General features: G+C 69.7%; 19 protein-coding genes. 7 read left to right on the top strand and 12 right to left on the bottom strand.

The genetic code is table 11. The annotated features are described in order from the left end of the window. Nucleotides 1–16: 16 nt before the first annotated feature. The 6 genes from treS to modA form a co-directional block, all read right to left on the bottom strand. Nucleotides 17–3,418 (bottom strand): maltose alpha-D-glucosyltransferase, encoded by a 3,402-nt coding sequence (gene treS / locus AVME950_RS04895; protein WP_284428957.1) that lies wholly within the window; start codon nt 3,416–3,418, stop codon nt 17–19. Nucleotides 3,419–3,433: 15 nt separating this feature from the next. After that, nucleotides 3,434–5,593, bottom strand: a complete 2,160-nt coding sequence (locus AVME950_RS04890) for an alpha-1,4-glucan--maltose-1-phosphate maltosyltransferase (RefSeq protein WP_284428956.1) — start codon at nt 5,591–5,593, stop codon at nt 3,434–3,436. Next, complete coding sequence (gene glgB / locus AVME950_RS04885; RefSeq protein ID WP_284429573.1) at nt 5,580–7,505, bottom strand: 1,4-alpha-glucan branching protein GlgB; 1,926 nt, start codon at nt 7,503–7,505, stop codon at nt 5,580–5,582. The genes AVME950_RS04890 and glgB overlap by 14 nt, the downstream gene beginning before the upstream one ends. Before the next feature lie 225 nt (nt 7,506–7,730). Continuing rightward, entirely contained in the window at nt 7,731–8,849 is a 1,119-nt protein-coding gene (gene modC, locus AVME950_RS04880; protein ID WP_284428955.1) for a molybdenum ABC transporter ATP-binding protein, read from the bottom strand. Beyond that, nucleotides 8,846–9,532 (bottom strand): molybdate ABC transporter permease subunit, encoded by a 687-nt coding sequence (gene modB, locus AVME950_RS04875; protein ID WP_284428954.1) that lies wholly within the window; start codon nt 9,530–9,532, stop codon nt 8,846–8,848. Before modB ends, modC begins: the two co-directional genes overlap by 4 nt. A gap of 45 nt (nt 9,533–9,577) precedes the next feature. After that, nucleotides 9,578–10,342, bottom strand: coding sequence for a molybdate ABC transporter substrate-binding protein (modA, locus tag AVME950_RS04870; protein WP_284428953.1), 765 nt, complete (start codon nt 10,340–10,342; stop codon nt 9,578–9,580). Between the two features lie 82 nt (nt 10,343–10,424). On the opposite strand from modA, the gene AVME950_RS04865 reads away from it, so the two are divergent. Then, nucleotides 10,425–11,186: a TOBE domain-containing protein gene (locus AVME950_RS04865; protein WP_284428952.1), complete on the top strand. Its 762-nt coding sequence runs from the start codon at nt 10,425–10,427 to the stop codon at nt 11,184–11,186. 22 nt (nt 11,187–11,208) lie between these two features. Here AVME950_RS04865 and AVME950_RS04860 read toward each other — a convergent pair whose 3' ends face one another. From AVME950_RS04860 to AVME950_RS04850, 3 genes are all read right to left on the bottom strand, one after another. Continuing rightward, nucleotides 11,209–11,856, bottom strand: coding sequence for a hypothetical protein (locus AVME950_RS04860; RefSeq protein ID WP_284428951.1), 648 nt, complete (start codon nt 11,854–11,856; stop codon nt 11,209–11,211). A gap of 53 nt (nt 11,857–11,909) precedes the next feature. Continuing rightward, nucleotides 11,910–12,491 (bottom strand): DUF8616 domain-containing protein, encoded by a 582-nt coding sequence (locus AVME950_RS04855; protein ID WP_284394816.1) that lies wholly within the window; start codon nt 12,489–12,491, stop codon nt 11,910–11,912. A gap of 258 nt (nt 12,492–12,749) precedes the next feature. Then, complete coding sequence (locus tag AVME950_RS04850) at nt 12,750–13,118, bottom strand: hypothetical protein (protein WP_284428950.1); 369 nt, start codon at nt 13,116–13,118, stop codon at nt 12,750–12,752. A 136-nt stretch (nt 13,119–13,254) separates the two neighbouring features. On the opposite strand from AVME950_RS04850, the gene AVME950_RS04845 reads away from it, so the two are divergent. Both AVME950_RS04845 and AVME950_RS04840 read left to right on the top strand, forming a co-directional pair. Then, on the top strand, nt 13,255–13,908 hold the full coding sequence (locus tag AVME950_RS04845; RefSeq protein ID WP_284428949.1) for an ABC transporter ATP-binding protein: 654 nt from the start codon (nt 13,255–13,257) through the stop codon (nt 13,906–13,908). 133 nt (nt 13,909–14,041) lie between these two features. After that, nucleotides 14,042–14,674 (top strand): LysE family translocator, encoded by a 633-nt coding sequence (locus AVME950_RS04840; protein ID WP_284428948.1) that lies wholly within the window; start codon nt 14,042–14,044, stop codon nt 14,672–14,674. Between the two features lie 62 nt (nt 14,675–14,736). Here AVME950_RS04840 and AVME950_RS04835 read toward each other — a convergent pair whose 3' ends face one another. The 3 genes from AVME950_RS04835 to AVME950_RS04825 form a co-directional block, all read right to left on the bottom strand. Continuing rightward, the gene (locus AVME950_RS04835) at nt 14,737–15,576 is read right to left on the bottom strand and encodes a LytR/AlgR family response regulator transcription factor (RefSeq protein WP_284428947.1); all 840 of its coding nucleotides are present in this window, start codon (nt 15,574–15,576) and stop codon (nt 14,737–14,739) included. Beyond that, complete coding sequence (locus tag AVME950_RS04830) at nt 15,573–16,643, bottom strand: sensor histidine kinase (protein ID WP_284428946.1); 1,071 nt, start codon at nt 16,641–16,643, stop codon at nt 15,573–15,575. The genes AVME950_RS04835 and AVME950_RS04830 overlap by 4 nt, the downstream gene beginning before the upstream one ends. 74 nt (nt 16,644–16,717) lie before the next feature. Continuing rightward, nucleotides 16,718–17,026, bottom strand: a complete 309-nt coding sequence (locus AVME950_RS04825; protein ID WP_284428945.1) for a 2TM domain-containing protein — start codon at nt 17,024–17,026, stop codon at nt 16,718–16,720. Between the two features lie 258 nt (nt 17,027–17,284). Between AVME950_RS04825 and AVME950_RS04820 the strand changes: the two genes are divergently transcribed. The 4 genes from AVME950_RS04820 to AVME950_RS04805 are packed head-to-tail and all read left to right on the top strand — an operon-like array spanning nt 17,285 to nt 26,532. Then, nucleotides 17,285–18,751 carry an efflux RND transporter periplasmic adaptor subunit gene (locus AVME950_RS04820; protein WP_284428944.1) on the top strand — a complete coding sequence of 489 codons (1,467 nt, stop codon included), beginning with the start codon at nt 17,285–17,287 and terminating at the stop codon, nt 18,749–18,751. Between the two features lie 19 nt (nt 18,752–18,770). Continuing rightward, a complete protein-coding gene (locus tag AVME950_RS04815) occupies nt 18,771–21,893 on the top strand; it encodes an efflux RND transporter permease subunit (RefSeq protein WP_284428943.1) in 3,123 nt (1,040 codons plus the stop codon). Continuing rightward, nucleotides 21,890–25,093, top strand: coding sequence for an efflux RND transporter permease subunit (locus AVME950_RS04810; RefSeq protein ID WP_284428942.1), 3,204 nt, complete (start codon nt 21,890–21,892; stop codon nt 25,091–25,093). The genes AVME950_RS04815 and AVME950_RS04810 overlap by 4 nt, the downstream gene beginning before the upstream one ends. Beyond that, a complete protein-coding gene (locus AVME950_RS04805; RefSeq protein WP_284428941.1) occupies nt 25,090–26,532 on the top strand; it encodes an efflux transporter outer membrane subunit in 1,443 nt (480 codons plus the stop codon). The genes AVME950_RS04810 and AVME950_RS04805 overlap by 4 nt, the downstream gene beginning before the upstream one ends. The last annotated feature ends 161 nt before the right edge of the window (nt 26,533–26,693 follow it).

Below are 26,693 nucleotides of genomic sequence, written 5' to 3'. Positions count from 1 at the left end.
GCCGGGTGACCGGCGCCTACGGTGCCGCAGGGGCGGGCGAGGGCGAGGCCGCGGCGCCGATGAGCGCCAGCAGCCCCTGCAGCGGCACCTGCGCCCAATCGACGCGGTTGCCGAGTTCGTAGCGCAGCTCGTACAGCGCCTTCTCGATCTCGAACAGCGCCACGATGGCGCCGTCCGGCACGGGGGCCACCTCCAGGTGGGCCCCGGGGTGGGTGGCCGGGGCGCTGGCTTCCGCGGCGTAGGCCTCGAGAAACGCGGCGCGCGTCTCGCGTTCCCATTGCTGGGCCGCTTCGTCCAGGCGCAGCATCTCCTCGGTGGACTGGGTCATCCGCTTGAGCGCGGCCCAGCGGGCGTAGTTGAACGAGCGCAGCATGCCGGCCACGTCGCGCAGGGGCGAGCTCTTGGCGCGGCGCTGCTCGAAGGTGCGGCCGGGTTCGCCCTCGAAGTCGATGATGACGAAGTCGTTGTCGGTCACCAGCACCTGGCCCAGGTGGTAGTCGCCGTGGTAGCGCGTCTTGTGGCCCGAAGGGGTCACGCCGGTACCCTGGCCGATGCGGTCCATGAGGGTGGCGCGCCGGGCCAGCAGGGCCTGGGCATCGGTGCGCGCGGCGGGGGGCAGGTCGGCCATGCGCTGCTCCAGCAGCGCCAGCGTGTCGGCCGCCTCGGCCAGGGCCCGCTCATGGAAGGCCTGCACGTCTTGCGCGGTGACCGGCTCCGGATCGAACGCCGGGTTGCCGGTGCGCAGCGCGAGCGCCCGGTGCAGGCCGGCGGTGCGGCGGCCGAGGGTTCGCACCAGCGCGAGGAAGCCTCCATGCACGTCCGCCGTGGCGCCCGAGGCGATGCGCGTGTCTTCCAGAAACCGCTCCAGGTAGCCCAGGGTGTATTCCCAGCCGTCGCCCTGGTTGGACACGTAGGACTGCACCAGTGCCAGCGTCATGGTCGTGCCGTCGCCCGCGACGTACTCGACCGCGCCGCCCACCGGCACGCAATGCTCGAAGCGCGCGGCCTCGGTCAGGAAGCGGCCCACCTCCAGCTCGGGATTGACCCCGTTGCGCACGTGCCGGTAGCCCTTGAGGAACAGCTTTTCGCCCAGGGTGACCACGGTGTTGCTGCTCTGCGCGCCCGGGCGCCCCACGGTGAGGTCGTCCAGCCCCTGCGCCATCCCGGCGAAGGCCACGGTGCTGCGAAAACGCAGCGTGCCGCCGCGGTCGGTTCCCAGTTGTTCGTTGGCACCGATGGCCCGCACCACCGCGCGGCAGAAGGCCTCGTCGTGGAAGGCGTCGCCCATCACGCCCACGTTGGCCTGCTGGCGCACGCGCGCCACGCCGCCGGGCGAGAGCCGGCGCATGCGCTCTTCATCGCCTTCTTCCCATGCCAGGGCCAGAGGAACGAAGTACGAGGCAGGCGGCGTGGACGGAGCCTCGACATTCAGGATCGGCAGCATCCATTCATAGCCGCCCTCGGTCTTCCACACGGTGTGGTCCTGGATGCGTGCGCGCTCGATGGCCGTGCCCTTGCCGGCGTACCAGCGCTGCAGCTCGATGTAGCGCGGCAGCGTGTCGGATTCGAATTGCACGCGCATGCGTTCGGCCATGCCGATGCGCCAGGGCATCACGTTTTCGCGGAAGAAGCTGGTCCAGCCGTCGAACAGCACCAGCACCGGGCGCTCCTGCAGGTCGAGCCCGTCCTGGTGCCAGGACGGCACCTGCGCCTCGGTGGACAGGCGGAACCAGTAGAACCCGTAGGAGTGCAGCGTGAGCAGGTAGGGCAGGTCGCCGATGGGCGGGAAGGTGACGCGGCCCAGCATTTCCAGCGGGGCGCGCCCCTTGTAGGCCGACAGGTCCAGCTCCACCGGCTGGGCGGCGCGAGACAGGTTGAACACGGTCAGGATCACGTCGTCGCCGTGTTCGCTGATGTAGGCGAGGATCTTGCGGTTGCCCGGCTTCAGGAAGATGCGCCGGCCACGCCCGAAAGCCCGGCTGGTCTTGCGCACGGCCAGCATGCGGCGGGTCCAGTTGAGCAGCGAACTCTGGTCGCTGGCCTGGGCCTCGACGTTCAGCGCTTCGTAGCCGTACACGGCATCCATGATGGGCTGCAGGTACAGCCGCTGCGGGTCGGCGCGCGAGAAGCCGGCGTTGCGGTCGGGGTTCCACTGCATCGGCGTGCGCACGCCGTTGCGGTCGCCCACGAACACGTTGTCGCCCATGCCGATCTCGTCGCCGTAGTAGATGATGGGCGAGCCGGGCATGGACAGCAGCATGCCGTTCATGAGTTTCACGCGGTCGATGTCGTTTTCCATCAGCGGCGCCAGGCGGCGGCGGATGCCGAGGTTGATGCGTGCGCGCATGTCGGCGGCGTACATGGTGTACATGTAGTCGCGTTCCTTGCTGGTCACCATCTCCAGCGTCAACTCGTCGTGGTTGCGCAGGAAGATCGCCCACTGGCAGCCGTCGGGAATGTCGGGCGTCTGCTGCAGGATCTCGACGATGGGGTGGCGGTCTTCCTGGGCGATGGCCATGTACATGCGCGGCATCAGCGGGAAGTGGTAGGCCATGTGGCATTCGTCGCCATCGCCGAAATACTCGCGCACGTCCTCTGGCCACATGTTGGCCTCGGCCAGCAGGAAGCGGTTCTTGTATTCGGCGTCGATCGCGGCGCGCAGCCGCTTGATCACCGCGTGCGTCTCGGGCAGGTTCTCGTTGCTGGTGCCGTCGCGCTCGATCAGGTAGGGGATCGCGTCCAGCCGGAAGCCGTCCACGCCCATGTCGAGCCAGAAGCGCATGGTCTTGAGCACGGCCTCCATCACCAGCGGGTTGTCGAAGTTCAGGTCCGGCTGGTGGCTGAAGAACCGGTGCCAGTAATAGGCCTTGGCCACGGGGTCCCAGGCCCAGTTCGACGTCTCGGTGTCGGTGAAGATGATGCGCGTGCCCTGATAGATCTGGTCGGTGTCGCTCCACACGTAGAAGTCGCGCTCGGGCGAGCCGGGCGGCGCGGTGCGCGCGCGCTGGAACCAGGGGTGCTCGGCGGAGGTGTGGTTGATGACCAGCTCGGTGATCACGCGCAGGCCGCGCTGGTGGGCCGCGTCCAGCATCTCGCGGAAGTCGTCCAGCGTGCCGTACTGCGGGTGGACGTCTTCGTACTCGGAGATGTCGTAGCCGTCGTCGCGCAGCGGCGATGGGTAGAACGGCATCAGCCAGATCGTGTTGACCCCGAGGTCCTTCACGTAGTCGAGCTTGGCGGTCACGCCCTTGAAATCGCCCACCCCGTCGCCGTTGGTGTCGAAGAAGGCCTTGACGTTGAGCTGGTAGATGACCGCGTCCCGGTACCACTGGGGATCGTCGCTGGTGTCGATCTCCGTGTTCTCGGGGGTGACGGCCGGCTCCGGCTCGGGCAGTGGGTGGACCAAAGGTGCATTCATGGGCGGCTCTTCTTTTTATTCAAAATGGTCGAAGTCGTCGTGGCGGCCGACGCGCCGGCGCACGACGAACACGTGGGCGGGCGAGCGGTGCGGGTCCAGCAGCACGTAGTGCGCATCGCCCTGCCAGACGAATCGCTGCTGGCTCAGCAGGTCGTGCATCTGCCAGTCGGCGGGAGGGGGTGCGGGCTGCGAGGCCGGCATGTCGGACGTGGAGGGGGCGGTGGCCGCGATGTCCGCCGCCGACAGCCGCAGCCAGCCCGACTGCGGGTGGTGCGGGTCCAGGTTGACCACGGTGACCACGATGTTCCGTCCGTCAGCGGAGTGCTTCATGTAAGCCAGCAGCTGGTCGTTGTCCACATGCAGGAAGCGCAGCCTGTGGTCCGCATGCAGGGCCGGGTTCTCGCGCCGGATCTGGTTCACGCGGGTGATGAAGGCGCGCAGGTTGCCGGGGCGCTCCAGGTCCCAGTGGCGCAGCTGGTACTTTTCGGAGTCGAGGTATTCCTCGCTGCCCGGCCCGCGCGGCAGGTGCTCCAGCAGTTCATAGGCCGGGCCGTAGATGCCGTAGCTGGCGGCCAGCGTGGCGGCCAGCACCAGCCGTGCCATGAAGACGGCCGGCTCGCCGCCCTGCAGGTGCTCGTGCAGGATGTCCGGCGTGTTGGGCCAGGCATTGGGCCGGAAATACTCGCTACCCGGTCCGGTGGACAGCTCGGTGAAGTACTCCGTCAGCTCGTGCTTGGTGTTGCGCCACGTGAAGTAGGTGTATGACTGGGTGAAGCCCCGCTTGGCCAGCCCGTGCATCACCTTGGGCCGCGTGAAGGCTTCGGCCAGGAAGATCGTGTCCGGGTGGTCGCGCTGGATCTCGGCGATCACCCATTCCCAGAACGGAAAGGCCTTGGTGTGCGGGTTGTCCACCCGGAAGATGCGCACGCCCTCGCCGATCCAGTGCTCAAACACGCTTTTGAGTTCGCCCCACAGGCCGCGCCAGTCGTCGCATTCGAAGTTGAAGGGATAGATGTCCTGGTACTTCTTGGGCGGGTTCTCGGCGTACTGCACCGTGCCGTCGGGGCGCCAGCGGAACCAGTCGGGGTGTTCCTTCACATAGGGGTGGTCCGGCGCGCATTGGAAGGCAATGTCCAGCGCCACTTCCAGGCCCTGCTCCTTGGCGGCCACGACCAGCCGGCGAAAGTCCTGCACGGTGCCCAGTTCGGGCAGGATGGCCTTGTGCCCGCCTTCCCTCGCGCCGATGGCCCAGGGGCTGCCCACGTCGTCGGGCCCCGCGGCCAGGGCATTGTTCTTGCCCTTGCGCTGCTCCCGCCCGATGGGATGGATGGGTGGGAAATAAAGCACGTCGAAGCCCATGGCCGCGATATCGGCCAGGCGCGCCTCGACGTCGCGGAACGTGCCGTGCACGCCCGCGGTGGGGGAGGTGGAGCGGGGGAACAGCTCGTACCAGGTGCTGTAACGGGCCCGCTCGCGGTCGGCCCGCAGCGGCAGGGCGTCGGGGTAGCGCACCTCGAAGCGGCGGTCAGGGTGGCGGCGCATCGCTGCGGCGGCGGCTTCGTCCAGCGCCAGGGCCTTGAGCATGTCTGCGTCACCCTCGGCCTGGGCGCCGCGTTCCAGGGCCTGGGCCCAATCGGTCAGGTCGCTGCGGTCGCGGGCGGCGCTGGCACGCTGGGCGGCCGCCAGGGCTTCCGCCGCGCCCACGCGCGCGGCGACGCGGATGTCCTGCGGATCCACACGGCGTTCGAGTTCCCGGCGCCAGGATTCGAACGGGTCCACCCAGGCGGACACGGTGTAGCGGTACAGGCCCGGCTCGGGCGGGGTGAAGTCGGCCACCCATTCGTCGTTGCCGCTGGCCTCCATGGCCACTTCGGTGGCTTCTGCGGGGGCCGTGTTGGCGTTGCCATCCCGGTCGCGCCACCACTGCAGCGCCACGCGCAAGACGTCGTGCCCGTCGGTGAAACAGTGCGCGGTGATGCGGGTCGGTTCGCCGGCCACGCGCTTGGCGGCAAAGCGACCGCCGTCCACGCAGGGGAGCACGGCTTCGACCACGGCGCGCACGCGGCCGTCTGCGCCGCCGACCGGGGTCACCAGAGTGGACGGGCTCGCTGGCGACGCCGCAGAGGCATTGGCCGCAGGGCGGAAAGAAGAGGGCAGGGTGTCAGGCTTTGGCATGGCGCGCAGGCTCCTGTCGAAAGATGAGGGTGGAGAGCGGCGGCAGCGTGAGGCACAGCGATTGTTCCCACTGGTGCGACCGCACAGGCGCAGCCTCCACGCCGCCCAGGTTGCCCCAGCCGGCGCCGCCGAACTCGCGCGCGTCGCTGTTGAGCAACTCCTGCCAGTAGCCGGAGGACGGCACGCCCACCAGGTAGTTGGTGCGCGGCACGGGCGTGAGGTTGCAGACCACCAGCACCGGGCCGGCGCCATTTTCCCGCGCCGCCCGATGGCTGGGCTTGCGCAGGAAGGCGATCACGCTCTGCCCGGCGTCGTCGGCCTCCACCCATTGAAAACCCTCCGCCGAAAAGTCCACTTCATGCAGAGCGGGCTCGCTGCGATAGACGCGGTTGAGTTCGCGGATCAGGCGCTGCACGCCACCGTGCAACGGGCTGTCGCACACCCACCATTCGAGTTCGCCTTCATGTGTCCACTCGCGGCGCTGGCCGAACTCGCCGCCCATGAAGAGCAGCTTCTTGCCCGGGTGCGACCACATCAGGCCGAACAGCGTGCGCAGGTTGGCGAACTGCTGCCACTCGTCGCCGGGCATCTTGTTGATCAGCGAGCCCTTGCCGTACACCACTTCGTCGTGCGAGAGCGGCAGCACGAAGTTCTCGTTGAAGGCATACACCAGCGAGAACGTGAGCTTGTGGTGGTGGTATCGACGGTTGACCGGGTCTTCCTTCAGGTAGGCCAGCGTGTCGTGCATCCAGCCCATGTTCCACTTCATGCCGAAGCCCAGGCCGTTCATCTCCACGGGGCGCGAGACCATCGGCCAGGCGGTGGATTCCTCCGCGATGCTGACCGTGTCCGGGTGGTCGCGGTAGACCGCGCGGTTCAGCAGCCGCATGAACTCGATGGCCTCCAGGTTCTCGCGGCCGCCGTGGCGGTTGGGTATCCACTCGCCGTCCTTGCGGGCGTAGTCCAGGTAGAGCATGGACGCGACCGCATCCACGCGCAGCCCGTCCAGGTGGTACTTGTCGAGCCAGAACAGGCCGGAGGAGATGAGAAAGCTGCGCACCTCGTGCCGGCCGTAATTGAAGATGGCCGAGCTCCATTCGGGGTGGAAACCCTGGCGCGGGTCTGAATGCTCGTACAGGTGGGTGCCATCGAACTCCGCCAGCCCGTGGGCGTCCACCGGAAAGTGGGAGGGCACCCAGTCCAGCAGCACGCCGATGCCGCGCTGGTGCAGGTGGTCCACGAAGTACATGAAGTCCTGCGGGGTGCCGTAGCGCGAGGTGGGCGCGAAGTAGCCGGTGGTCTGGTAGCCCCAGGAGCCATAGAACGGGTGTTCGGTGATGGGCATCAGCTCCACGTGCGTGAAGCCCAGGGACGTCACGTAGTCCGCCAGTTCATGGGCCAGTTCGCGGTAGTTCATGAACTGGCCGTTTCGGCGGCGCCAGGAGCCGGGGTGCATCTCGTAGATGGACATCGGCGCATCCAGCGCGTTGCGCGGCCCGCGCGATGCCATCCAGTCGCTGTCGCCCCATTCGTAGTCGAGCGACCAGATACGCGATGCGGTGTTGGGCGGCAATTCGGCACACACGGCGAAGGGGTCGGCCTTTTCGAGCACGCGGCCCCCGTTGTGCGACACGATGCGGTATTTGTAGGCTTGGCCGTGCGCGGCGTGGGGGGAGGCTCCCTCCCAGATGCCGCTGCCATCGGACCGGGCGTGGAGCACATCCGCATCAGGGTTCCAGCCATTCCAGTCGCCGATGACCGAGACCGATGCGGCGTTGGGTGCCCAGACGGAAAAGTCCGCACCGCCGCCCTCGCTGCGCAGGTGGCAGCCCATGGCCTGGTAGAGGCGTGAATGCGTTCCTTCGCGAAGGAGATAGGCGTCGTGGGCGGTCAGCAGGGCGGTGTGGGGCAAAGGCACGGGCTTGGATCCTTGGGGGAGTGGGCGCTCCGCGGCGCAGGGCGCGCCAGCGCAACCGGTTCACAAAACCCATTGGGGCACGTCCCGCGGGGTCGTCGCTGCGCGGGAGTGGCGCTTGGGTTTGTAGGACAGCGCCTATTCGGGGGGCATTGGGAACGCATGGCCCGATAGTGCCTTTCCCCGGCGTGCAGCGGCCGTGCCGCCCCTGCACGGCAGGGGTCAAACGAGCAGCGCCACGCCCTTGATCTGCGCGAAAACCGGCAGGCCCGGGGCCAGCCCCAGGGTGCGTGCCGAGCGCTGGGTGACGCGGGCGAGCAGGGGCGTGCCCTGGGCATCGAGCGCCACCATGGCCAGCCCCGGGCCGTCCTCGCGCAGCGCCACCACACGCGCCGGCAGCACGTTCAGCACGCTGCTGTGCAGCGGCGCGGCCAGCGCCACCGTCACATCGCGCGCCTGCACCCGAAAGCGCACGGCCGTGCCCGGCGGGTGGGGATGGGCGGTGGCCACCAGCAGCGCGCCGCCCCCGGGCAGGCGAACGTCCATGAGTTGGTCTGCCGCGTCGTAACCGTCGACCCTGCCCTCGGCCACGGTCGCCGCCGTGTCGCCCTGGGCGAGCGTCAGGTCCAGCCGCGCCAGGAGGGCCGGCGCGGGGCCGCTCGCCAGCACCCGACCGCCGCCAAGCAGCACCAGGTGCTGCGCCAGCCGGGCCACTTCGTCCTGCGCATGGCTCACGTACAGCACGGGAATGTCCAGTTCGCGCTGCAGGCGCTCCAGGTAGGGCAGCACTTCGGCCTTGCGCTGCGCGTCCAGGGCGGCCAGGGGCTCGTCCATCAGGAGCACGCGGGGGCTGGCGGCCAGGGCCCGGGCCATCGCCACCCGCTGGCGCTCGCCCCCCGACAGGGTGCTTGGCTGGCGGGCCAGCAGGGGTTGCAGCCCGAGCAGTTCGACGGCCTGCTCCAGCGACACCTTCCTGCGCGCCGGGGGTGTGCGCCGCAGGCCGTATTCGAGGTTGCGGCGCACGTCCAGGTGCGCGAAAAGGCTCGATTCCTGGAACACATAGCCCAGCGCCCGCTGGTGCGTCGGGAGCCACAGGCGCTGCGCGTCGTCCTGCCACACCTGCCCATGAACCGCCACGCGGCCCTGGGCCCGCTCCAGGCCCGCCAGGGCCCGCAGGCAGGTCGTCTTGCCACAGCCCGAGGGACCGTAGAGCGCCGTGACGCCCCGGCCGGGAAGGGACAGGTCCAGGTCCAGCGCGAAGCCGCCCGGGCGCTGCAGCCGCAGGCGGGCCTCGATGGTGCCTTCGCCCGTGCAGGGCAACCGTCCCGCACCGGCCGTCATGCCGCGCCCCTGCCGGGCCGTGCGGGCTGCAGCCAGTGCAGCAACAGCAGCACCCCGAACGAGAACACCACCATGCTCCCCGCCAGCCAGTGGGCCCGCAGGTATTCCATGGCCTCCACGTGGTCGTAGATCTGCACCGACACCACGCGCGTCACGCCGGGAATGTTGCCGCCGAGCATGAGCACCACGCCGAACTCTCCCACCGTGTGCGCAAAGCTCAGCACCCCCGCCGTGAGAAAGCCCGACCGCGCAAGCGGCATCCCCACGGTGAAGAAGCGGTCCCACGGGCCCGCGCCCAGCGTGGCGGCGGCCTCCATCGGCCGCGCACCCACCGCCTCGAATGCGCGCTGCAGCGGCTGCACCGCGAACGGCAGCGAGTACACGACCGATCCCACCAGCAGACCGGCGAAGGTGAAGGGCAGGGTGGCCAGGCCCATCGACTGCATCGCGCGGCCCACCGGGCCGTTGGGCCCCAGGGTGAGCAGCAGGTAGAAACCGATCACCGTGGGGGGCAGCACCAGCGGCAGCGCCACCACCGCCGAGACCGGGCCGCGCCAGCGCGACGGCGTGTGCGCCAGCCACCAGGCCAGCGGCGTGCACAGCACCAGCAGCGTGAGCGTGGTGAGCGCGGCCAGCCGCAGCGTGAGGCCGATGGCGGCCAGGTCCTGCGCAGAAAAAGGCATCGGCAGCGGGTCGGTCCGGCGGCTTTGGCGGGTGCGGGCAGGGGCTCAGAGCCCGTAGCCGTAGGCCCGGATCACCTCGCGCGCCGCGTCGCTGCGCAGGAATTTCATCAGGGCAATGGCGGCGGGCTGGTCCTTGCCCGTGGCGAGCAGGACGGCATCCTGCCGGATGGGGTCGTGCAGCGCCTCCGGCACCTGCCAGGCCGAGCCCTTGGCGATCTTGCCGCCTTCCATGACCTGCGACAGCGCCACGAAACCCAGCTGCGCATTGCCCGTGGCCACGAACTGGTAGGTCTGCGCGATGTTCTCGCCCGTCACGAAGCGCGGCTGCAGGCGCTCGCCTAAGCCGAGCTTTTCCAGCGTCTGCACGGCCGCCAGGCCATAGGGCGCGAGCTTGGGGTTGGCGACGGCCAGATAGGTGAAATCGCCCGCCTTGAGCACCTGGCCCTGGTCGTCCACGTAGCCCTCACGCGGGCTCCACAGCACCAGCCGTCCCACGGCATAGGTGAAGCGTGATCCCTGCACGGCCTGGCCCTCCTGCTCCAGCCGCGCGGGCGTGGTGTCGTCGGCGGACAGCAGCACCTGGAACGGTGCGCCGTTCTTGATCTGCGCATAGAACTTGCCGGTGGCCCCGAACGACAGCACGGCCTTGTGGCCGGTGGCCTGCTCGAACGCCGCGGCGATCTTCTGCATTGGCGCCGTGAAATTGGCCGCGACGGCGACGGGCACCTCTCCGGCATGGGCCGAAGCCAGGCCCGCCAGGGCCATGCCGGCAGCGGCCAGCAGTCGGGAGGGGGCGGAGGCAAATAGCATGGCGCTATTCCTTGGATGAATAGCGGTCGAGTATAGCGACGGGTTTCCCGGGCAGCCCTGGACAGCGCGGCATGATGCGCCCATGACAAAGCGGCTTTCCCTCTCCGATGCGCTGGGCCAGGGCATGGCGGACCGGCGCATCGACATCCTGCGCCAGATCGGCGTGGGCGGATCGATCTCGCAGGCCGCGTGGGCCGTGGGCGTGAGCTACAAGGCGGCCTGGCAGGCGGTGGACGCGCTCACCAACCTGGCGGGCGTGCCTCTGGTGGCGCGCGCCGTGGGCGGCACCGGCGGTGGCGGCGCGCAGCTGACACCGGCGGGGCTCGAATTGCTGAACGCGGCCGATGCGCTGGAGGAGGCCCGCCGCGAAGTGCTCGGTCGGCTGGCGCACGGCCCGGGCGGCGGGCCGGCACTGGCCCGGCTGGCGTTGCGCACCAGCCTGCGCAACCAGTGGCCCTGCACCGTGCGGGCGCTGGAGCCGATGGGGCCCTTGGTGCGCGTGCACCTGCAGGGCGAGGCGGCGCCCGGCCTGGCGCTGCGCGCGCGCATCACGCGCGAGAGCGCCGAGCTGCTGGCACTGCGTCCGGGCCTGCCCGTGCTCGCGCTGTGCAAGGCCGCGGCCGTGCGCGTTCAGGCCGGTTTGCCGGCATCGGCTGCCGACAACGCCTGGCCGGCCAGGGCATCGCGCGTGTCGCGCGGGCCGGCGGGCGACGAGGTTTCGGCCACGCTGGACGCCGGGGTGCACATGGTGGGGTTCGCGCCCCCGTCGAGCGGCCTGCGGGCCCGTGCTCGTGTGGCGATGGCGGTGGACGAGTCGGCCGTGGTGCTGGCCGTCACGGGGTGACCGGATTTCGACTGGGCCCGGGTCACGGAGCGGTCTTGTCCAGGCTGCGCCGAAGCGCCTCGATGTCCTTCGGCTGCAATGGCATGAACTCACGCACCGTGGGGGCTTCTGGTGGGGGGTGGGCGAGTTCGTTTTCGCAGCGATCCAGGTTGCCCCGGATGGCCGCCCGCGTTGCTGCCGAAAGGGTGTAGCGCTCTCGCTCCACGGCCCGGAAGTACTCGGCCAGGGTGAGGTGGGCGCATTGGGTGAGCAAGGGGATCTGTGCGCTGGCTTGATCCAGGCTGAACGCGCTGCAGGGGGGCGGGGAAAGATACAACTGGAACAGCCGCAAATGGGCATCGGGACTGGTGCGGACCACGCGCTGCATGACGGACTCCACCGTGTGTGCCTCGAAGCCGGGAACCTTGTCGCAGTAGGCGTCCATGCTGCGACGCAACTCCAGGCCGATGCGCGCGCCGTGCATGGCTTTCAGATGCCACTCGTAGGCTTGGTCGAAGGGCGGAATGCCTGCCAGGTAATTGCCGTAAGCCCACTGCGCCGGGTTGTCGCCGCTTTCGGCGCGGCGTTGCAACTCCATCAGGCAAAAGCCGTGATACGAGTATTCATCCTGCTGGTCGCAGGTGACGGCGCTATCGATCCACCACCACGCGGTCCAGGCGCCGACCAGCAAGGAAAGGACCAGAGCGATTCGGGTGCCTGCCCCCCATTTTTTCCAACGGCGAATCATCGGCGCTTCCCCATTTTCTGCATCAAGGCCCCTTTCAGCAGATCGCCGGTATCGCGCGGAGAGGTCGGGGCCGTTGCAATGGGTTGTCCATCGGGCCCCCAGGTTCGCCATACGCCTGGACGCAACAGGTCGGGCATGGGGAGCATCGCCAATACGCCCGGGAGCTTCTCGAAGGCCCCTTGCCCCACCGCAGAACCGCCCAGCGGGTAATTCCAGGTGGTTGTCGTGGGCGCCGTGACATGCGTTCGCAACACTTGGGCCAATTCACTTGCGATGCCATCGGACGTGGCTCCCGCATTGCATGCGTCGATCAAAACCGGCTCTCCGTGCCAGAGGCCGCTGCGCCGGATCGTGTCGGCCACTTCCATGCCATGGATCATTCCCTGAATGCTTTTTGCTGTGGCATGGGCAAATACATACACATAACCCGCAACACCCTTTTCCCTGAGTCCGGATTGATAGAGCACCTTATCCCCGGGCTGGATCAGGATGATCTTCTTCCTGATCGGGTCGATGGTCGCGATTTTTCGGACCCTCTTTTGCGAAGCATCGAGGCCTTCGAAGACCTGTTTGATCATTCCCTTTCCTGGTCCATATTGCATTCGCCCGTTGACCACGGGTTCTGCGGGCTCGCTCCGCAGCCATTGTGTCCATGCCATTGAAATTCGATTCGTGATGCCGTGACATGGCGAATCGCACGGGTCTTTGAATGCCACGCTCACGATTCACCTCCCTTTTTTTCTGCCCGTCTTCGCAGGCCGCGGGATGATAGCGGCATGCGCAATGGGGATGACGGTCGGGGATCGCTGGCCCGCGCTCACGGCTTCATCGGGTGCTCACTCGCCTCCGAAGCGCGGTCGGAACTCCTCGCAGAACGCCGCGTTACCGCTGATCGAGAGCGTCACCGTATGCCGCGGTGCTGCGGGCTTGCCGGCGGTGGAAACGAGGCGCCGGGTGGCCTCGTCGAAAACCAGGGACTGCACGGCGGAGACCTCCCGCACGGCCTGCAGGTCGTAGTCCCAGGCGGCGCCGTCCTCGATGGCGCCGTTCTGGTTCGGGAAAGTGGAGTGGGCCCAGCCCAGCACCTGTGCGATCTCCGCGTGCAGGGCCGGCAGGTGCTCTTCGGTCACGCTGGCCATGGCATCCCAGGTGCCGGTGCCTTCGTCGTCCTCGCTGTAGTCGAATTCCAGGTAGCGCAGGGTCATGGGTTTCAGGTTTGTGGAAGGAAGGCGCCGGGGGCGGCCCGGCAGGGGGCATTTTCGGGCAGGTTTGGCCGCGCTTTGCCACAGAATGTGCAGCGCCCACGCATGTGGGCGGCTCCCTCGACCACCCTTCGCTCCTGTGAACCCCGCCATGCCCGACTCGACGACACCCTCTGCCACCTTGCTGTGCGACGGCCTGCGCTTTGCCCACGCGCAGAGCCCGGCCGTATTCGACGGCTTCACCGCCCATGCCGCGCCGGGCGCGACGCTGGTGCGGGGCGACGAGGGCTCGGGCAAGACCACGCTGCTGCGCCTGCTGGCCGGGGAACTGCAACCCCAGGGCGGCACCGTCTGGCGGAACGGGCAGCCGTGCAGCGACCGGGCCGCGAAGGAGTCGGGCGCGGTGTTCTGGGCCGACCCGCGCGCGACGGCGCTCGATGGCACCAGCCCGGCGGCATGGTTCGGTGCGCTGGCCGGCCGCCATCCGGCATGGGACGCTTCGGCGCTACAAGCGCACGTGGCGGGGTTCGGGCTGGAAAGCCACCTGCCCAAGGCCATGGACCAGCTGTCCACCGGCACGCGGCGCAAGGCGCTGCTGTCGGCCGCTTTCGCGTGCGGGGCGCCGCTGGTGCTGGTGGACGAGCCGGTGGCCGGCCTGGACCGTCCCTCGGTGCAGTACCTGCAGCAGGTGCTGGCGCAGAGGGCGGCGCAGGCCGGGCCGGGCATCGTGCTGGTGGCGCACTACGATGCGCTCGCGGGCGTGCCGTGGAACGCGGTCATCGATTTGCCCTGAGGGTCCCGGCAACGCCGTGCGCCACCCGCCGCCGCGCGGGCTCGCAGCCGGGGCCTTCCCCGCCTACACTGCGATCCTTCTGCGCTGTTGCCTTTTTGTTTCTTTCCCTTCCGTTGCCATTCAGGAGCCTGGTATGGACGCCCTTCTTTTCGCACCCGTGGCCGTGGCGATCGCGCTCACGCCCGGCCCCAACAATTTCTGCGGCCTGAACAACGGCATCCGGGCCGGTGTGGGCACGGCGCTGGTGGCCACCATCGGGCGTGCGGCGGCGTTCGCCATCTTCTTGACGGTGTCCGCCGTGGGTCTGGGCGCGATGCTGCTGGCCTCCGAGGCGGCCTTCACGGTCGTGAAATGGGTGGGGGCGTGCTACCTGTTCTGGCTGGGCTGGAAGGCGTGGCGCAGCCGGGAGTTCGGCGGGCTGGAACTGGTGGAGGGCAGCGAGGCCACGCCCTCGGCGGCCGCGGTGCCGATGCGCTCGCTGATCCTGCAGGAGTTCCTGCTGGGCATCACCAATCCCAAGGCGATCATCCTGTTCGCCGCGGTGTTTCCCCAGTTCATCGACCCCGCCCAGCCCGCGGCGCACCAGTTCCTGGTGCTGGGCTCGGTGTACCTGATGGCCGAGTTCGTCTCCACCGCCGTGTACGCCACGGGCGGGCGGCAGATCCGCCGGGTGATCCGCTCGCAGCGCGGCGTGGTGCGGCTGAACAAGGCGACGGGCGGATTCTTCATGGGCGCCGGCGGGCTGCTGCTCGCGGCCAACCGCTGACCTTTGGATTCGGCGGGCCGGCGGCGCTTGCTGCTGGGCAGCATCGCCTCGGCTTTCGCGCGCTACATCGCCTTGAACCGGTGGGCGTAGAGCCGGCTCACCGCCAGGGTTTCAGGCCGCTCGCGCATGCGCAGGTGCAGCCGTCCTGATTCGTCGCGCACGGCTGAGGCGATGGCGCTGGCGCGCACCAGGGTGCCGCGGTGCACCTGCCAGAAGGTGTTCGCGTCGAGCTGGGCAGCCAGTTCCTTGAGGGGCGTGCGGATCAGGTACTCCTGCGTGGCGGTCAGCACGCGCACGTACTTGTCGGCCGCCTCGAACACCACGACGTCCGCCACCGGCACCAGGTGGATCTGCGCGCCGCTGCTGGCCTGGATGACGGTGAGCGGGGCGGGGTGCGCCGCCGCACCGGCCATGCCCGGCGCAGCGGCCCCGGGCAGCGCCACCAGTGCGCGCAGGCGGGCCAGCGTGGCCTCGAAGTCCAGCGCGGCGGGCGCGGCCTGCCGTGCGAGGGTGGCCTGCAGCTTCTGGACGGCCTTGCGCAGCCGCTCGGGCTGCACGGGCTTGAGCAGGTAGTCCACGGCCTGGGCCTCGAAGGCCTGCACGGCGTACTGGTCGTAGGCGGTCACGAACACCAGCGCGGGAAAGGGCGTGTCGGCCGGCCAGGCGTCGGCCAGCTCGGCGGCCGCCTCCAGGCCGCTCTGGCCCGGCATGCGGATGTCGAACAGCAGCACGTCGGGCCGCAGGTCCAGCGCCTGCTGCACGGCCGCGAGCCCGTCGCCCACGGTGGCGGCGATCTGAAGGTCCGGCCAGGCCCGGGCCAGCTCCTGGCGCAGGGCGGCGGCCAGCAGCGGTTCGTCTTCGGCGATCAGGGCGCGGGGCGCGCGGTAGGGCGGCAGGTTCATGGCAGCGGGGGATTAAAGGGAAATACGGCCCTGGCGCATGTTCCACTAGGGCGTTGTGCTATCAAATTAATAGTGCCTTGCTCGCCGTACAGCGTGTGCAGCCGCTCGCGCACCTGCTGCAGCCCGAAGCTCTGGCGCGCCGGGCCGGGTGGCCCGGGCGGTGCGGTGCCGCCCGCGGCCAGCCCGGCGCCCGAATCCTGCACCAGCAGTTCCAGCAGGCCGTCGGGCAATGGCCGGGCGGCGATGTGGATGCTGCCGCCTTCCACCTTCGGCTCCAGGCCGTGGCGGATGGCGTTTTCCACCAGCGGCTGCAGCAGCAGCGGCGGCACGGGCACGCGGGCGAGCGCTTCGGGCAGGTCGAGCGTGTAGGCCAGGCGCGGGCCCATGCGCACCGACATCAGTTCCAGGTAGTCGCGCAGCCGGGCGAATTCGTCGGCCAGCGGGTGCAGCGTGGCCCGCGAGGCGCCGAGCGTGGCGCGCAGGTAGTCGATCAGGTGGTCCAGCATGGCCTGGGCGCGGGGCGGGTCGGCGGCGATCAGCACGCGCAGGTTGGACAGGGTGTTGAACATCATGTGCGGCTCCAGCTGCGCCTCCAGCAGTTTGAGGCGCGCCTCGGCGGCGTCGCGTTCGACCTCGGCGATCTTGCCTTCCAGAAAGCGCGATTTGCCCTGGGCGTAGAAGAAGAACGACAGCGCCAGGCACGCCAGCACCGTCGTCACCATGGCCGAACTGGGGCCGCCTGCCGACGCCAGGGTCAGGCCGGGGTGCATGCTCTCGCGGTAGGCATCGCCCAGGGCCGAGCCGAACTGAAAGCCGATGGAGCCGCCCACCGCGACCAGCGCCCAGCCGCGCCAGCCCAGGGGCCACGGGATGGGGCTATGGCGTGAGAGCCACAGGCGGCCGATGTCGATCAGCAGCCAGCTCGGCAGGCCGATGGCCAGGGAGTACACGAGCTGCACGTCCCACGGTCCCCGGCCGTAGGCGAGCTGGATGCCGGCGATGGCGGCGCAGAACGCGGCGATCACCAGCCCGTGGCGAATGGATTGGCGAAGGCTGAAGTGCTGCATGGCGGCGCTGGAGAAAGGAAAAGCTTCTGGTGGGCCGATTGTGGGGGCACTCCTGGCGGCGGCCGTGCGCCCGGTCAGCGCCGCTGCAGGGCCTGGCGCAGGGCGGCGCGCTCGCGCTCCAGCAGGCGGGCGTGCAGCGGCCCGCCCGGCAGCGCCAGCCACACCGCCGCGCCATGGATCGCCAGGCCCAGGCCCCAGCCCAGCGCGGGAAACACCGCCCAGTGGCGCCCCTGGTAGGCGGCGAGGGCGGCCAGCGCCAGGTTGACGCACAGGTACACGCAGGCGTGCAGCAGCCAGCCCATCTTGGCACCGGCCCGCTTGCGGGCCAGGCGGTCCAGGTCGTCCTGGGGGGCGAGATCGTCGGGGGTGTGGAAAGCGGGCATGGCAGCTCCTTGGGGATCGGGGTGGTCGGGGAAGGAATGGCCGCACTGTGCGCCCGGCCGCCCGGTCCGGCCAGCGCCATGCGACGAACCGCCCGCCGCGCGGCGCGAACCGCTGCGCCGGGCGACAGATTTACCTTTCTTCGCACAGCAGCCAGACAATCGGTACGCGGAGCCCCTACGATTCGGCGTGCCCCCCGTGCTGCCCCGCCGGCCGCCCGGGACGGGCTTTTTCCGCGACACGCCACGCCAGCCATTTCCATGAATCCACACCCACACGACGCGCCCGTTCCCAACCCGCCGCCTTCCGCCCACCGGCCGCCCTCGCGGCGGTCGCGCTGGCTCGGCACGCTGCTGATGCTGGCCGTGGTGGCCCTGCTGGGCGGCGGCGCCTGGTATCTGGTGCAGCGCAGCACCGCCCCGGCGGGAGCGATGCGGGGCGCGGGCGGTCCCGGGGGGGCGGGCGCGCCGGCAGGCCCTGGCGGTCCCGGGGGGCCGGGCGGGCCCGGTTTCGGCGGCGGCGGGCGGGCCATGGTCACGGTGGGCGAGGCCACTGCACGGCAGGCGTCGCTGCCGGTGGTCATCGACGCGCTAGGGACGGTCACGCCGGTCACCACGGTCACCCTGCGCCCGCAGGTGTCGGGCGTGCTCACCCAGGTGCTGTTCACCGAAGGGCAGATGGTCAAGAAGGGCCAGGTGCTGGCGCAGATCGACCCGCGCCCCTACGAGCAGGCCCTGATGCAGGCGCAGGGCACGCGCCAGCGCGATGAGGCGCAGCTCGACAATGCCCGCATCACCCTGGAGCGATACCGCACGCTGCTGTCGCAGGACTCGATCGCGCGCCAGGATGTGGACACCCAGGCCGCGCTGGTCAAGCAGCTGCAGGGCACGGTGATGACCGACCTCGCCCAGGAGAAGACCGCGCGCCTGAACCTCGACTACACCCGCGTCACCTCGCCCGCCACGGGCCGCATCGGCCTGCGCACGGTGGACGCCGGCAACTACGTGAGTGCCGGCGAGGCCACGGGCATCGCCACCATCACGCAGATGACGCCGATCGATGTGCAGTTCTCGGTGCCCCAGGACCGTGTGACCGACGTGCAGGCGTCGCAGCAGGGCGCGCAGCCGCTGGCCGTGACGGCGTTCGACCGCACCCGCACCACCGAGGTGGGCAAGGGGCAGTTTTCCACGCTGGACAATCTGGTGGACACCACCACGGGCACGGTCAAGGCCAAGGCCCGGTTCGAGAACGCCAACGGTGCGCTGTTTCCCAACCAGTTCGTGAACGTGCAGCTCCTGCTGCGCGAGGTGCCGGCCGTGGTGGTGCCGGTGACGGCGGTGCGCACGGGCGCCAATGGCGACTTCGTCTATGTCATCAACGAAGACCGCACGGTGTCGCTGCGCAAGGTCAAGCGTGGCCAGGCGACGGTGGGGCTGATGGCCGTCACCGAGGGCCTGAAGGCCGGCGAGCGCGTGGTGACCGAAGGCGGCGACCGTTTGAAGGACGGTGCCACCGTGCAGCTGCAGGGCGCGCGCGGCCCGGCCTCCGCAGCCAGCGGCGCCGCCGGTGCCCAGCCGCGCCGCGCACGGGCCTCGGGCCCGCGCGGGGAGGGCGAGGCCCGGGGCTTCGGCCCCCGTGGGGAGGGCCGTGGACCGGAGGGCGAGCGCCGCCAGCGCCCGCCGCAGGAGGGCGCCCAGCCCGGGGCCTCCGCCCCGCAGACCCCTTGACGACCGCCCGGCCCCACTTATGAGTCCGTCGCGTCCGTTCATCGAAAGACCCGTCGCCACTGCGCTGCTGATGGTGGCCATCGTGCTGGCCGGCCTGGTCGGCTTCAAGCTGCTGCCCCTGTCGGCGCTGCCGGAGGTGGACTACCCCACCATCCAGGTGCAGACCCTCTACCCCGGGGCCAGCCCCGAGGTCATGAGCCGCACCGTGAGTGCGCCGCTGGAGCGCCAGTTCGGGCAGATGCCGGGGCTGGCGCGCATGTCGTCCACCAGCGCCTCGGGCGTGTCCATCGTCACGCTGCAGTTCGGCCTGGGGCTGGCGCTCGACGTGGCCGAGCAGGAGGTGCAGGCCGCCATCAACGCCGGATCGTCGCTGCTGCCCACCGACCTGCCTGCGCCGCCGGTGTATGCCAAGGTGAACCCGGCCGATGCGCCGGTGCTCACGCTGGCCGTCAGCTCCGACACACTGCCGCTCACCGAAGTGCAGAACCTCGTGAACACGCGCCTGGCGCAGAAGATGAGCCAGGTGCCCGGCGTGGGCCTGGTCAGCCTGGCCGGCGGGCAGCGGCCGGCCGTGCGCATCCAGGCCGACACCAAGGCGCTGGCCTCGTACGGCATCGGGCTCGACACCTTGCGCACGGCCATCACCTCGGCCAACGCCAACAGCGCCAAGGGCAGCTTCGACGGGCCGCAGCGCTCCTACAGCATCAACGCCAACGACCAGCTGGTGACGGTGGCCGACTACAAGAACCTCATCGTCACCTGGAAGAACGGCGCGCCCGTGCGCATGACCGACGTGGCCCGCGTGGTGGACAGCGCCGAGAACAACCGCCTGGGCGCCTGGGCCAACGAGACCCCCGCCATCATCCTGAACGTGCAGCGCCAGCCGGGCGCCAACGTGATCGCCACGGTGGACAACATCAAGAAGCAGCTGCCCGAGCTGCAGGCCGGGCTGCCCGCCTCGCTGAAGGTGGAGGTGCTGTCGGACCGCACCACCGGCATCCGCGCATCGGTGCACCACGTGGAGATGGAACTGGTGCTGGCCGTGCTGATGGTGGTGCTGGTGATCTTCTTTTTCCTGCACAGCCTTCGCGCCACGGTGATCGCCAGCCTGGCGGTGCCGATCTCGCTCATCGGCACCTGCGGCGTGATGTACCTGCTGGGCTACAGCCTGAACAACCTGAGCCTGATGGCGCTCACCATCGCCACCGGGTTCGTGGTGGACGATGCCATCGTAATGATCGAGAACATCGCCCGCTACATCGAGGAGGGCGAGCCGCCGTTCCAGGCCGCGCTCAAGGGCGCCACGCAGATCGGCTTCACCATCATCTCGCTCACGGTGTCGCTGATCGCGGTGCTGATTCCGCTGCTGTTCATGAGCGATGTGGTGGGGCGGCTGTTCCGCGAGTTCGCGGTGACCCTGGCGCTCACCATCCTGATCTCGGCCGTGGTGTCGCTCACGCTCGTGCCCATGATGTCGGCGCGCTGGCTGAAACCCGAGCCGCCGCACGGCGAGCGGCGTGGCTTCGGCGGCGCGGTGCAGCGCGGCTTCGACCGCGTGATCGCGCGCTACGACATCTGGCTGCAGTGGGTGCTGCGCCGCCAGGGCGCCACGCTGGTGGTGGCGCTGCTCACGATGGCGCTCACGGCGCTGCTGTACGTGGTGATTCCCAAGGGGCTCTTTCCCACGCAGGACACGGGCCAGCTGCAGGCGCGCGTGGAGGCCTCGCAGGACGTGTCGTACGCCCGCATGAGCGAGCTGCAGCAGGCCGCGGCCCGCGCCATCCTGGCCGATCCGGACGTGCAGTCGCTCAGCTCCTTCATCGGGGTGGACGCGGCCAACAACACCATGCTGAACGCCGGGCGCATGCTGATCAACCTGAAGGCCGACCGAGGCGGGCAGGAGGCCGTCATGCAGCGACTGCGCGACCGCGTGCGCGCCGTGGCCGGCGTGACGCTGTACCTGCAGCCCACGCAGGACCTGACCATCGACGCCGAGACCGGGCCCACCGAGTACCGCCTGTCAATCGGCGGGGTGGATTCGGCGCAGGTCAACGAATGGACGAACCAACTGGTGGAGCGCCTGCGCACGGTGCCCCAGGTGCGCAACGCCACGTCGGATGCGGGCGCGCAGGGCCTGTCGGCCTACGTGGACATCGACCGCAACACGGCCTCGCGCCTGTCGGTCACGGCCAGTTCGGTGGACGACACGCTCTACAGCGCGTTCGGCCAACGCATCGTCTCCACCATCTTCACCGAGACCAACCAGTACCGCGTGATCCTGGAGGCGCAGCAGGAGCATCTGGACAGCCCCGAGGCGCTGGGCACCCTGCAGTTGCGCACGGGCGGCGGCACGCCCACGCCGCTGTCCGCCGTGGCCACCATCCGCGAGCAGCTCGCACCGCTGCAGGTCACCCGCGTGGCGCAGTACCCGGCCGCCACGCTGGGCTTCGACCGGGCTGAAGGTGTGTCGCTGGGCAACGCGGTCGATGCCATCCGCGCGGCGGCGCAGGAGATCGGCGTGCCGGCGGGGCTGTCGATGCAGTTCCTCGGGGCAGCGGGCGCCTACGAAAAATCGCTGTCCAGCCAGCTGTGGCTCATCCTCGCGGCCATGGTGTGCGTGTACATCGTGCTGGGCGTGCTGTATGAGAGCTACATCCACCCGCTGACCATCCTGTCCACGCTGCCCTCGGCCGGCGTGGGGGCCTTGCTGATGCTCATGGTGACGGGCAACGACCTGGGGGTGATCGGCATCATCGGCATCATCCTGCTGATCGGCATCGTCAAGAAGAACGCGATCATGATGATCGACTTCGCCATCGACGCCGAGCGCCAGCAGGGCATGGCTCCGCAAGAGGCCATCCACCAGGCGGCGCTGCTGCGCTTTCGCCCGATCCTGATGACCACGCTGGCCGCGCTGTTCGCCGCGTTGCCGCTCATGCTGGGCTGGGGCGAGGGGGCCGAGCTGCGCCGGCCGCTGGGGCTATCCATCTTCGGCGGCCTGGTGCTGAGCCAGATGCTCACGCTGTTCACCACGCCGGTGATCTACCTGGCCTTCGACCGGCTGGGCCGCCGCTGGACGGGCCGGGGCACGGCCGCCGCGCCCGTGCAGTCCGGCGCGGCGCCCTCCGGGCCCACGCCATGAACCTGTCGCGCCCCTTCGTCGAGCGCCCTGTCGCCACCGTGCTGCTGACCATCGGCATGGCGCTGGCGGGCATCGCCGCGTTCTTCGTGCTGCCGGTGGCCCCGCTGCCTCAGGTGGACTACCCGGCCATCTCGGTGTCGGCCAGCCTCGCGGGCGCCAGCCCCGAGACCATGGCCACCAGCGTGGCCACGCCGCTGGAGCGCCGGCTGGGCGTGATCGCGGGGGTGAACGAGATGACCTCCAGCAGCTCGACCGGCTCGGCCCGCGTGAGCCTGCAGTTCGATCTGAGCCGCAACATCGACAGCGCCGCGCGCGAGGTGCAGGCGGCCATCAACGCATCGCGCGTGGACCTGCCGGCCACGCTGCGCAGCAACCCCACCTACCGCAAGCGCAATCCGGCGGATGCGCCCGTCATCATCCTCACGCTGACCTCCAAGACCCGCACGCCGGGCGAGATCTACGACGCGGTCTCCAACGTGGTGAGCCAGCGCATCTCGCAGGTGGCGGGCGTGGGCGAGGTCGAGATCGGCGGCGGCTCGCTGCCCGCGGTGCGCGTGGAGCTGCTGCCGTTCGCGCTCAACCGCTACGGCATCAGCACCGAGGACGTGCGTGCGGCCATCCAGGCTTCCAACGCCAACCGGCCCAAGGGCGCCATCGAAGGCGATGGCAAGCGCCTGCAGATCTACACGCCTTCGCCCTCGCGCAAGGCGTCCGACTACGCCTCGCTGGTGATCGCCTGGCGCAACAACGCCGCCGTGCGGCTGGGCGACGTGGCGCGCGTGGTCGATGGCGTGGAGAACACGCGCACGCTGGGTCTGTTCAACGGCGACCCGGCCATCATCGTGCTCATCACGCGCCAGCCGGGCGCCAACATCATCGACACGGTGGACGGCGTGCGCGCGCTGCTGCCCGACCTGCAGGCGCAGCTGCCGCAGGACATCCAGGTGTCGGTGGCGTCGGACAGCACCAATTCCATCCGCTCGTCGCTGCGCGAGATCGAGTTCACGCTCATGGTCTCCATCGCGCTGGTGGTGCTGGTGGTGGGCCTGTTCCTGCGCAAGGTGCGCGCCACGGTCATTCCGGCGGTGGCCACGGTGGTGTCGCTGCTGGGCACCTTCGGCATCATGTATTTTCTGGGCTTCAGCCTGAACAACCTGAGCCTGATGGCCCTCACGGTGGCCACCGGCTTCGTGGTGGACGACGCCATCGTGGTGCTGGAGAACACCAGCCGCCACATCGAGGCCGGCATGGACCGCATGGCCGCGGCGCTGCTGGGCGCGCGCGAGGTGGGTTTCACGGTGCTGTCGATCAGCCTGTCGCTGGTGGCGGTGTTCATCCCGCTGCTGTTCATGGACGGGCAGGTGGGGCGCCTTTTCCGCGAATTCGCGGTCACGCTGTCGGTGGCGGTGGCGATCTCGCTGGTGATCTCGCTCACCACCACGCCGATGATGTGCGCGTGGCTGCTGCGCTCGGAAGACCCCGCCCAGGCCAAGCCCCCCGGCCGCTTCGCGCGCTGGGCCGAGCGGGGCTACGACGGCATGCTGCGCGGCTACGCCCACAGCCTGGACTGGGCGCTGGCGAGCAAGGCGCTGGTCATGCTGGTGCTGCTGGCGGTGATCGGGCTCAACGTGTACCTGTTCACCAAGATTCCCAAGGGCTACTTTCCGCAGCAGGACAACGGCCAGCTCAACGGCGGCTTGCGGGCCGACCAGAGCATCTCCTCCGACGCCCTGGCGCGCAAGCTGCGCCAGGCGGTGGGCATCATCCGCAACGATCCGGCGGTGGACACGGTGGTGGGCTTTTCCGGTGGCGGGCGGGCGGGCGGGGGCTTTCTGTTCGTAAACCTGAAGCCCGTGGGCGAACGCGCCGACAGCAGCAACGCCGTGATCGGGCGCCTGCGGCCGCAGCTGGCGCAGATCACCGGCCTGCAGGTGTTCCTGAGCCCGGTGCAGGACCTGCGCATGGGCGGGCGCTCCAGCAATTCGACCTACCAGTACACCCTCAAGAGCGACAACCTGGCCGACATGCGGCTGTGGGCCACGCGCCTGGCCGAGCGCCTGAAGCAGGAAGAGCTGCTGACCGACGTGGACACCGACCAGGCCGACAACGGCGTGGAGACCTATGTGGAGGTGGACCGGGCCAGCGCCTCGCGCCTGGGCGTGAGCGCCTCGGCCATCGACAGCGCGCTCTACAACGCCTTCGGCCAGCGCTCTGTGGCGACCATCTACGGCGAGCTGAACCAGTACTCCGTCATCATGGAGTGGGCGCCGGAATACACCAAGGGCCCGCCGGCGCTGGCCGACATCTTCGTGGCGTCCAACCCGACCGGGGCCACCGGCACGGCCGCCAATCCGGGCCAGCGCGGCGCCTCTACGGGGCAGGTGCTGAGCAACACCGCATCGACCATGGTTCCGTTGAGCGCCATCGCCAAGGTGGTGGAGCGGGCCTCGCCCACCTCCATCAACCACCAGGACGGCGAACTGGCCACGACGATCTCGTTCAACCTGGACGGGAACACCTCGCTGAGCCAGGCGCGGCAGGTCATCGAGCAGGCAGAGGCCGACATCGCCATGCCCACCAACGTGCGCGGCAGCTTCCAGGGCACGGCCCTCGGGTTCCAGCAATCGCAGTCGCAGCAGTTCTTCCTGATCCTGGCGGCCATCGTGGTGATCTACATTGTGCTGGGCGTGCTGTACGAAAGCCTGATCCACCCCATCACCGTGCTGACCACCTTGCCCTCGGCCGGCGTGGGGGCGGTGCTGGCGCTGCTGCTGTTCAACATGCAGTTCACCATCATCGCGCTCATCGGCGTGTTCTTGCTGATCGGCATCGTGAAGAAGAACGCCATCCTCATCATCGACTTCGCGCTGGAGGCCGAGCGTGCCCGGGGCCTGTCGGCGCTGGAGGCGGTGCGCGAGGCCTGCATGCTGCGCTTTCGTCCCATCCTGATGACCACGCTGGCGGCCGCGCTGGGCGCCTTGCCGCTGGCCATCGGCTTCGGGCAGGGCTCCGAGTTGCGCCAGCCGCTGGGCGTGGCCATCATCGGCGGCCTGATCGCCAGCCAGCTGCTGACCTTGCTCACCACCCCGGTGGTCTACGTGCTGCTGGACAAGCTGCGCCGCCGCTCCGCCAACGAACACCAACTGAGCCGCGCGGCCCCGCCTGCGGGTGCCGCTGCGTCTCCACTGCAACAACCATGACATCCGCTTTTCCCTCCCTTGCCTGGGCACCCCGCGCCGTGCGCGTGGCCTGCCTGGGCGCGCTGCTGCCCCTGGCCGCCTGCTCCGTGGCGCCCGTGTACCAGCGCCCCGAACTGCCCCTGCCCACCGCCTTCAAGGAAGCGGGGGCGGTGTGGCAGCCCGCCGCGCCCGCCGATGCGATCGACCGCGGCGACTGGTGGACGCTGTTCCAGGACGACGACCTGAACCGCCTCGCCTCGCAGGTGCAACTGTCCAACCAGAACATCGCGGCCGCCGTGGCGGCCTACGCCCAGGCGCAGGCGCTGGTGCGCGAGCAGCGCGCCGGCCTGTTGCCCTCGGTCAGCCTGTCGGGCAGCGGCTCGCGCGCGGGCGGCGAGGGCTCCACCCGCCGCGGTACCACCACCCAGGCGGCACTGGGTGCGGACTGGGCACCCGATCTGTGGGGGCGCCTGGGCGGTGCAGTGGACAACGCCAGCGCCAATGCCCAGGCCAGCGAAGCCGATCTGGCTTCCGCCCGGCTGTCCGCCGTGGGCTCGCTGGTGTCGGCCTATTTCCAGCTGCGCGAAGCCGATGCCGAAATCGACCTGCTGCAGGCCACCGTGCAGGGCTACGAGCGCAGCCTGCAGATCGCCCAGAACCGCTACGCCGCTGGCGTGGTGGCCAACTCCGACGTGCTGCAGGCCCGCACCCAACTGGCCAACGCGCGCGCGGATCTCGCCACCATGCAGCAAAACCGCGCCCGCTACGAACACGCCATCGCCGTGCTGACGGGGGTGGCACCGGCCTCGTTCACGCTGCCACCCGCGCCCTGGAACATGCGGGCCCCCGAGGTGCCCGCAGGCATTCCGTCGACCCTGCTGCAGCGCCGTCCCGACATTGCCGCGGCCGAACGTGCGGTGGCCGCGGCCAATGCGCAGATCGGCGTGCAGCGCTCGGCCTATTACCCCAGCCTGAGCCTCACGGCCTCGCTGGGCCGCAGCGGCACCAGCGTGGGCGATCTGTTCAGCGCCTCCGGCGCGCTGTGGTCGCTGGGGCTGTCGGTGGCGCAGACGGTGTTCGACGGCGGCGCCATCGCCGCCCGGGTGGAAGGGGCCGAGGCCGCCCGCGACGCCCGCGCGGCCACCTACCGCCAGACGGTGCTGACCGCCTTCCAGGCCGTGGAGGACCAGCTCACCGTGCTGCGCACGCTGCAGGCGCAGGAGCCTTTGCGCCAGGAAGCCGTGTCGGCCGCCAACCTCACCGAGCAGCAACTGCTGAACCGCTACCGCGAGGGCCAGGTGAGCTACACCGAGGTGGTGACGGCCCAGGTCACCGCGCTGTCGGCACGGCGCGCGCTGCTGCAGCTGCAGGTGAACCGGCAGCTGGCGGCCGCCACGCTGGTGCAGGCGCTGGGTGGGGGATGGCAGGCGCGGTGGGAAGGCGGGGCAGGGGCGCAGTGAGCGTCTGGTGAAGCGGTTGGAAACCAGCGGTGGCCAGGAGGGTGCTACCGTGCCCCCGGTGCACCCCCGGTCCTGGCGCAGGCAATGACGCGATGCCCGCATCGGCGTATTCAGTCGGCGCAATGAAATCAGCGTAATACTTGCTTCATGGATTGGTGTTA

The sequence above is a fragment of the Acidovorax sp. SUPP950 genome (assembly GCF_030158935.1).
GTDB lineage: Bacteria > Pseudomonadota > Gammaproteobacteria > Burkholderiales > Burkholderiaceae_C > Paracidovorax.
This window is presented reverse-complemented; position numbering and strand designations above follow the sequence as displayed.